7 protein-coding genes are annotated in these 6,828 nt (G+C 61.7%); 4 read left to right on the plus strand and 3 right to left on the minus strand.

Going from position 1 to position 6,828, the window contains the following annotated elements; all coding sequences use genetic code 11:
- The first annotated feature begins 1 nt into the window (after position 1).
- The 4 genes from ychF (at position 2) to QZ638_RS10325 (ending at position 3,239) form a co-directional block, all read left to right on the plus strand.
- Positions 2-1,105 carry a redox-regulated ATPase YchF gene (gene ychF, locus QZ638_RS10310; RefSeq protein ID WP_295809709.1) on the plus strand — a complete coding sequence of 368 codons (1,104 nt, stop codon included), beginning with the start codon at positions 2-4 and terminating at the stop codon, positions 1,103-1,105.
- Positions 1,106-1,259: 154 nt separating this feature from the next.
- Positions 1,260-2,231: a magnesium transporter CorA family protein gene (locus tag QZ638_RS10315; RefSeq protein WP_295809711.1), complete on the plus strand. Its 972-nt coding sequence runs from the start codon at positions 1,260-1,262 to the stop codon at positions 2,229-2,231.
- 73 nt (positions 2,232-2,304) lie between these two features.
- The gene (locus QZ638_RS10320) at positions 2,305-2,772 is read left to right on the plus strand and encodes a MaoC family dehydratase (RefSeq protein ID WP_295809713.1); all 468 of its coding nucleotides are present in this window, start codon (positions 2,305-2,307) and stop codon (positions 2,770-2,772) included.
- On the plus strand, positions 2,769-3,239 hold the full coding sequence (locus tag QZ638_RS10325; protein WP_295809717.1) for a MaoC family dehydratase: 471 nt from the start codon (positions 2,769-2,771) through the stop codon (positions 3,237-3,239). Before QZ638_RS10320 ends, QZ638_RS10325 begins: the two co-directional genes overlap by 4 nt.
- Positions 3,240-3,295: 56 nt before the next feature.
- Here QZ638_RS10325 and QZ638_RS10330 read toward each other — a convergent pair whose 3' ends face one another.
- The 3 genes from QZ638_RS10330 to QZ638_RS10340 all read right to left on the minus strand — a co-directional run.
- A complete protein-coding gene (locus tag QZ638_RS10330) occupies positions 3,296-5,314 on the minus strand; it encodes a S8 family serine peptidase (protein ID WP_295809720.1) in 2,019 nt (672 codons plus the stop codon).
- A 121-nt stretch (positions 5,315-5,435) separates the two neighbouring features.
- Entirely contained in the window at positions 5,436-5,987 is a 552-nt protein-coding gene (locus QZ638_RS10335) for an adenine phosphoribosyltransferase (RefSeq protein ID WP_295809724.1), read from the minus strand.
- Between the two features lie 94 nt (positions 5,988-6,081).
- Positions 6,082-6,828: cytochrome c1 (locus QZ638_RS10340; RefSeq protein WP_295809726.1), on the minus strand; the 747-nt coding region annotated here is incomplete at its 5' end.

Raw genomic sequence — 6,828 nt, forward strand, 5'->3', positions numbered from 1 at the left:
AATGGGTTTCAAATGCGGCATCGTCGGTCTGCCCAATGTGGGCAAGTCGACGCTCTTCAACGCGCTCACAAAGACGGCCGCCGCGCAGGCCGCCAACTATCCCTTCTGCACCATCGAGCCCAATACGGGCGAGGTGGCCGTGCCCGATCCGCGCCTGAAGAAGATCGCCGGCGTGACCAAATCCAAGGAGGTCATTCCGACCCGGATCTCCTTCGTGGACATCGCCGGCCTGGTGCGCGGCGCCTCCAAGGGTGAAGGGCTGGGCAATCAGTTCCTCGCCAATATCCGCGAGGTGGACGCCATCGTGCATGTGCTGCGCTGCTTCGAGGACGACGATATCACCCATGTTGAAGGCCGGATCGACCCGGTGGCGGACGCGGAGACCGTCGAGACCGAGCTGATGCTTGCCGATCTCGAGAGCCTGGAGCGCCGCACCCTGCAGATGCAGAAGCGCGCCACCGGCAAGGACAAGGAAGCCCAGACGCTCCTGCCGATGATGGAGCAGGCGCTGGCGCTGCTGCCGGACGGCAAGCCGGTGCGCATGCTCTTGGACGGCATCGCGGCAGAGGATTTGAAGATCCTGCGCGGCCTCAATCTTCTGACCTCAAAGCCGGTGCTCTATGTGTGCAACGTGGCCGAGGGGGACGCGGCAGAGGGCAACGCCCAGAGCCAGCGCGTGGAGGAAATGGCCAAGGCCCAGGGCGCGGTCACCGTGGTGATATCTGCCGCCATCGAAGCCGAGGTGGCCCAGCTTTCCGACGAAGAGGCTGCGGAATATCTGGAAGCCATGGGGCTCGAAGAACCCGGTCTCGACCGCCTCATCCGCGCCGGCTATGCGTTGCTCGATCTGATCACCTTCTTCACCTCCGGTCCGAAGGAAACGCGCGCCTGGACGGTGCATAAGGGCGCCAAGGCGCCGCAGGCGGCCGGTGCGATCCACACGGATTTCGAGCGCGGTTTCATCCGCGCCCAGACCATCGGCTACGACGATTTCGTCACGCTTGGCGGCGAAGTGGCCGCGCGCGACGCCGGCAAGGCGCGCGACGAAGGCAAGGAATATGTGGTGACGGACGGCGACGTGATGCTGTTCAAATTCAACACCTGATCCCCGACACACACACACATACACACACACGGGGGGCGTCGGACAGTCGAACGGCGCGCGACGCGTGCGCCCCTGGCCACGCTTGCGCGCCCCCTGGTCTTGACGAAGCGCGGATAGACGGAAATCTTCGTCCCCGGCTTCAGGAAACGAGATCATGATAAAGACGTACATTGCCGAGAACGAACGCCTAAAACCCGTGGATCTGTCGTCCGCCGAACGGGGAGCCGTCGTCTGGGTGGACATGATCGCCCCAACGGAAGACGAAGAAAAGGCCGTCGAAACATGGCTCGGCATCGCCGTTCCGACGCGCGCCGACATGGAAGAGATTGAGATCTCCAGCCGCCTCTACAGCGAGGACGGGGCGCATTTCATGACCGCGACCCTGCCCGCTCATGCCGACGGCGACCAGCCTGAGATGGGGCCAATCACCTTCATTCTCACAGCCACGGGGCCGCTTGTGACGGTGCGGTATCACGAGCCTCGGGCCTTCCAGACGTTTCCGCAACGCGCCGAAAAGGCCGCGCTTGGATGCGGCAGCGGCGAAGCGGTGCTGATCAATCTTCTGGAAGTGATCACCGATCGGCTGGCCGACATTCTGGAGCGTGCGGGAGGCGAAGTGCTGGAGCTTTCGAAAGGGATATTCCATCCCTCTGAGAAGAAGGCTTCCAAGCGCGACCGGGGCTTCCAGATCATCCTGCGCCGGATCGGCCGCAAGGAAGACCTGATCTCCAAAATGCAGGACAGTCTTTTGACCATGCAGCGCCTGTCCGGTTTCTTCGGCGCGGTTTCGGCCCGCGGCAGCAAGGATGGACGCGCGCGGATCAAAACGCTGTCACGCGACATCGACTCACTCTCCGATCACGCAACCGCCCTCTCCCAGAAGATCGGCTTTCTGCTCGACGCAACGCTCGGCATGATCAGCATCGAACAGAGCGCCATCATCAAGATTTTCTCGGTGGTTGCCGTGATCTTTCTTCCACCGACGCTGGTCGCCTCGATCTACGGTATGAATTTCGAGATCATGCCGGAGTTACAGTGGCCGTTCGGCTATCCTGTCGCGATCGTCCTCATGGTGTTCTCCGCCCTCCTCCCGTTCTGGTATTTCAAACGCCGCGGCTGGCTCTAAAACTTCCTCGATCCCATGCTTGAAGATCGCGCGTCTTGCGGCCATAAGGTTCAAGCCTGAACAGGATTGAGACATGACGGACAAGAAGTGGGCGTTCGAGGAACTCGAGCCCGGAGTGACCATTCCCTTCGGAGAAAAGACGGTGGGCGCCGACGAAATCGTCGCGTTCGCCAGCCAGTTCGACGCGCAACCGATGCATCTCGACGAGGAAGCCGGCAAGGCCAGTATCCTGGGCGGGTTGTCGGCTTCCGGATGGCATAGCTGCGCCATCTTCATGCGCATGCTCTACGATGCCCTTCTGGCCGACTCTACATCGCAGGGCTCTCCAGGCATCACGGAGGCGCGATGGAAACGCCCCGTCATCGCCGGCGATACGCTCACCGGCCACACGACCGTCCTAGAACGCCGGGCATTGAAGTCGCGCCCCGGGATCGGCCTGGTGACGTTCCGCCATCTGGTGACCAACCAGAAGGGCGAGACGGTGATGGAAATCGAAAATCCGATCATGTTCAAAATGCGCAAGGCGGGAGACGCAAGATGAGTCTCGACCGATTTTTGCGCCTGGGCGAAACGATGACGCTGGGCACACACACGTTCACCGCGCAAGAGATCATCGCGTTCGGGCGCGCCTACGATCCCCAACCCTTTCACACGGACCCCGAAGCCGCACGCGAAAGCGTGTTCGGCCGCCTTTGCGCCTCCGGCTGGCACACCTGCGCGATGTGGATGCGTTACAATCTGGAAGGCATCGAACGCGATGTGTTCGGCGATTGGGACGGTTCCGGCGCCAAGCCGGAATTCGGCCCGTCACCCGGCTTCTCGAACCTGAAATGGCTGAAGCCCGTCTATGAAGGCGACGCGATCACCTTCACACGCGCGGTGACCGCACACCGGCCGCTCGCCTCGCGTCCCGGATGGCATCTCGTAACGCTTGCCGCCGCCGCACACAGGCAGGACGGCGAGCCGGTTATGACCTTCGACAACGGCGTGTTGATGAAGGCCACGTAGCAACGACCCACGTCGAGTGATCCTGCGCCCGACGCCGAAAAGCAGCGTCTTGGCTATCAAAATTTCAGCGAGAGCCCGAACGTGACGTCATGCCGATTGGCGTTTTTGCGGAAGGAACCGGCGTAACCGACGGATGCGGCGAGGCCGCGTTGCGGGTCCTCGAATCTGAGCGCCCCACCGATGCCGAAAATATCGCGTCCAAGCGTCGTGGTGGAGGCTCTCATCTTTCGGCCGAGAAGGTCCGTGTCAACGGCATGGTCATCGCGTCCCAACATGCGCGCATGGGACAGTTCGAACTCAGGCGACACAACCACTGGGCCAGCGGCGAATGGCCGTGAGAGGCGCATGCCCAAACCCATTCGAGCAGAAACCCTCCGGCCCGCATGCAAGGTGTAACCGAGAAGCGGAAGCCCCCTTTCCGTGACCCGGCCGTATGATTGTGCCGTTCCGGTGAAGCGAGCGAAAACGCGCATATCGGCCGGACCGAGGTCGTAGATGCGCCCGGTCTCCGCATGGGCAAACGCCCCCCATGCGATGGACGAGGAGCGCGCTTCGGGTTTGCTGCGCGCCAGCACCGTGCCGTCAAGCCCGGGAAGGGTGCGGCGGGTGTGTTTCTGGAGAAAAGACGCAACGCCGGCAGCCCCCTTCGCATACCAGGCACCGTCTTGCCAATCGCCGTAGCCGAAACCGTGGAACCCATGCGCACTGGCCGAATTGGCGGTCCCATCCTCATCGGTCCGGCCCATCGTATGGGCGAGCCCAATGCCCGCTCTCAGCCCATCTTGCTCCTCGAGGTCCACACCGGCAGCGAACGCCCGGCTGCGCGCGTTCGTCGCGGGCGAGCCCGGCGACATGGCGATCCGCATGGATGCAAGGTCGCCTGCCACCCAGAGATGTTTATGGCTCCCAGCGCGGGAGACATCGGCGAAGGGTAGCCGCGATACCTGCTGCATGGACAGCTGACGGTTGAAGGCGGCCCCGGCAAATATTGAACGCCCGTGCGGCGCGATGGTATCGACGACATTGCCGAGGGAAAGTCCGCCCCATCCATAAACCGCATCGATACCGGCATCCCCCAAATCCACCGCCGTATGCAACACGAGCCGGCGCAGATCGCGCATGTCGGCGCGGGGAAATATCTGCCGCGAGACCGCGAGCGTTCCGGTGACATGGGGCGCGGCGGAGGAGGTTCCCCTCGCGGTCATGTAGCCACCGCCTGATTTCACCGAGCGGATCCCATGGGCGCTGCCGACCCGCCCCTCTCCACCGGGAGCCGCCAGACACCACGTCGCTGCAACGCCGCAGCGCGCCGAGTAGCGTGCCCGTTTGCCACGCCGGTTCAGCGCGGCCACGGCCAGTGTCACGTCTTCCAGTTCAGGATAATACAAGGGCAGACGCGCCGGCGCTTGCGGAATGCTCGTTGCGTCGTTGCCGACCGCCCAGACCGTTACCGTACCCGTATGCGCCGTATTGCGGATCGCGGCCAATGCCTGCGGAAAATATCTCTGCAAAAAGTCCTCGTCGACTATCCCGCCCGGCACCGCATCGTCATCCATGCCAAGGGATGCGTTCACGAGGTCGATCCCGAACGCCTTAAAGTACTGGTATGCATAGCTGGTATAGGTATCAAATGTGTACCTCCAAATATCCCCGGAGACCATGACCACGGAAGCATCGTAGGCGACGCCATGCATACCGCTGAAGTCGCGGTTGGCCGCGATGATCCCGGAGACGAACGATCCGTGCCCCAGGGAATCGCCGCCGACAGGGGTCATCCGCCCGACGAGGAGCGACGCATCCAGATCGAAACTGCCCGCAGTCAACCGGCCAGCGAACTCACGATGGCCGGTATCGATACCGCTATCGTAGACACCGACACGGACGCCCTGTCCACTAAAGCCCAAGGCGTATGCCTTTGCGGCATCGATAGCGCCCAGCCCCCATTGCGCATCGGTTTCGGGATCACTGCCACCGTCTAGCTGAGCAGAGGCGAGCGAAGCATCGTCGGCAAACGCAACATCCGGAAAAAACAGAATCAATGCATGGGATAGAAATATAATATAAATGTAATACATTTGAATCTTCGCCCATAATAGAGATAAACTAATCTCTATTCATAAATGCAATCACGAAGATTAAAACAGAAAAAAATCTTCAATACATGAAGACAAAAAATGGCAGCGACTGCCGGAGACTTCAATCGCCCTCGAAGGCGATGAGCGTGTGGACATCGACGCCGAGGGCTTCGAGCCTGGCGCGACCGCCAAGGTCCGGCAGATCGATGACGAAACACGCAGCGACAATCTCCGCTCCCATCTGGGTCAGAAGCTTTACCGCACCCTCCGCGGTGCCGCCGGTCGCGATGAGGTCGTCGACAAGGATCACCTTTTCGCCCGGTGTCACCGCATCCTTATGCATTTCCATTTCGTCGATGCCGTATTCGAGACTGTAGGCGACCCGTACCGTGTCGTGCGGGAGCTTGCCCTTCTTGCGGATTGGAACGAAGCCCGACGAAAGCTGATGGGCGATCGCACCGCCGAGAATGAAACCGCGCGCCTCGATGCCGGCGACCTTGTCGACCTTGGCGCCCGCATAGGGGTGGACGAGTTCGTCCACCGCACGGCGGAAAGCCCGCGCATTGCCAAGAAGTGTGGTGATGTCGCGAAACAGAATGCCGGGCTTGGGATAGTCCGGAATGGTGCGGATCGCGGAAAGAAGCGTGTCTTGAAGTGTCTGAGAAGCTGCCATGTGCCCTGCCCCGGTTCTCCTGTTTCTGCCGCGTTACGGCACAAAAGAAAAGGGCGCACGCGGCGCCCTTTCGTTTTTTCGTGTGGTCGGCGCCTTAGTGGACGTCCGACCAGATCTTGCGCTTGGTGAGATACACCAGCCCGCCGAAGAGCAGAAGGAAGATCATCACCACGAAACCGGTGGATTTGCGCGCTTCCATGTGCGGTTCGGCCGCCCACATGAGAAATGCGGAAACGTCGCGGGCGTATTGATCGACCGTCTCAGGCGCGCCGTCGTCATAAGCCACCATGCCCTCGGAGAGCGGCGGTGCCATGGCCAGCGAAGCCGACGAGATGAAATACGGGTTGTAGTAGGTCCCTTCCGGCACCTCGTGTCCCTCGGACTCTTCCTCGTAACCCGTCAGAAGCGCGTGGATATAATCCGGACCGGCCTCGGCATACTGCGTGAAGATGTCGAAGACGAAGGTGGGGAAACCGCGCTCGACGGCACGGGCCTTGGCGATCAGCGAGAAGTCCGGCGGCACGGCGCCGTTGTTGGCGGCGGCGGCCTGCTTGTCGTTTTCGTACGGGCTCGGGAAGTAGTCCGACGGGGTGGCGGTGCGGGTGAACATGTCGCCGTCCTGGTTCGGGCCGTCCTCGACCTCGTAATTGGCGGCGAACGCCTTCACCTGCTGTTCCGAGTAGCCGAGTTCCTCGAGCGTGCGGAACGATACGAGCTTCATCGAATGGCAGGCCGAGCACACATTGGCGTAGACCTTCAGCCCGCGCTGCAGCTGGGCCTTGTCATAGGTGCCGAACGGCCCCGCGAAGCTCCACTCCAGCTGTTCCGGCTTTTTGATCGG

The sequence above is a fragment of the uncultured Nitratireductor sp. genome, from assembly GCF_913053745.1.
Lineage (GTDB): Bacteria > Pseudomonadota > Alphaproteobacteria > Rhizobiales > Rhizobiaceae > Nitratireductor.

Excerpts from the sequence above, each read along its gene's own strand:
- ychF (WP_295809709.1), top strand. The coding sequence starts at position 2 with ATGGGTTTCAAATGCGGCATCGTCGGTCTGCCCAATGTGGGCAAGTCG.
- QZ638_RS10315 (WP_295809711.1), top strand. The coding sequence starts at position 1,260 with ATGATAAAGACGTACATTGCCGAGAACGAACGCCTAAAACCCGTGGAT.
- QZ638_RS10320 (WP_295809713.1), top strand. The coding sequence starts at position 2,305 with ATGACGGACAAGAAGTGGGCGTTCGAGGAACTCGAGCCCGGAGTGACC.
- QZ638_RS10325 (WP_295809717.1), top strand. The coding sequence starts at position 2,769 with ATGAGTCTCGACCGATTTTTGCGCCTGGGCGAAACGATGACGCTGGGC.
- QZ638_RS10330 (WP_295809720.1), bottom strand. The coding sequence starts at position 5,314 with ATGTATTACATTTATATTATATTTCTATCCCATGCATTGATTCTGTTT.
- QZ638_RS10335 (WP_295809724.1), bottom strand. The coding sequence starts at position 5,987 with ATGGCAGCTTCTCAGACACTTCAAGACACGCTTCTTTCCGCGATCCGC.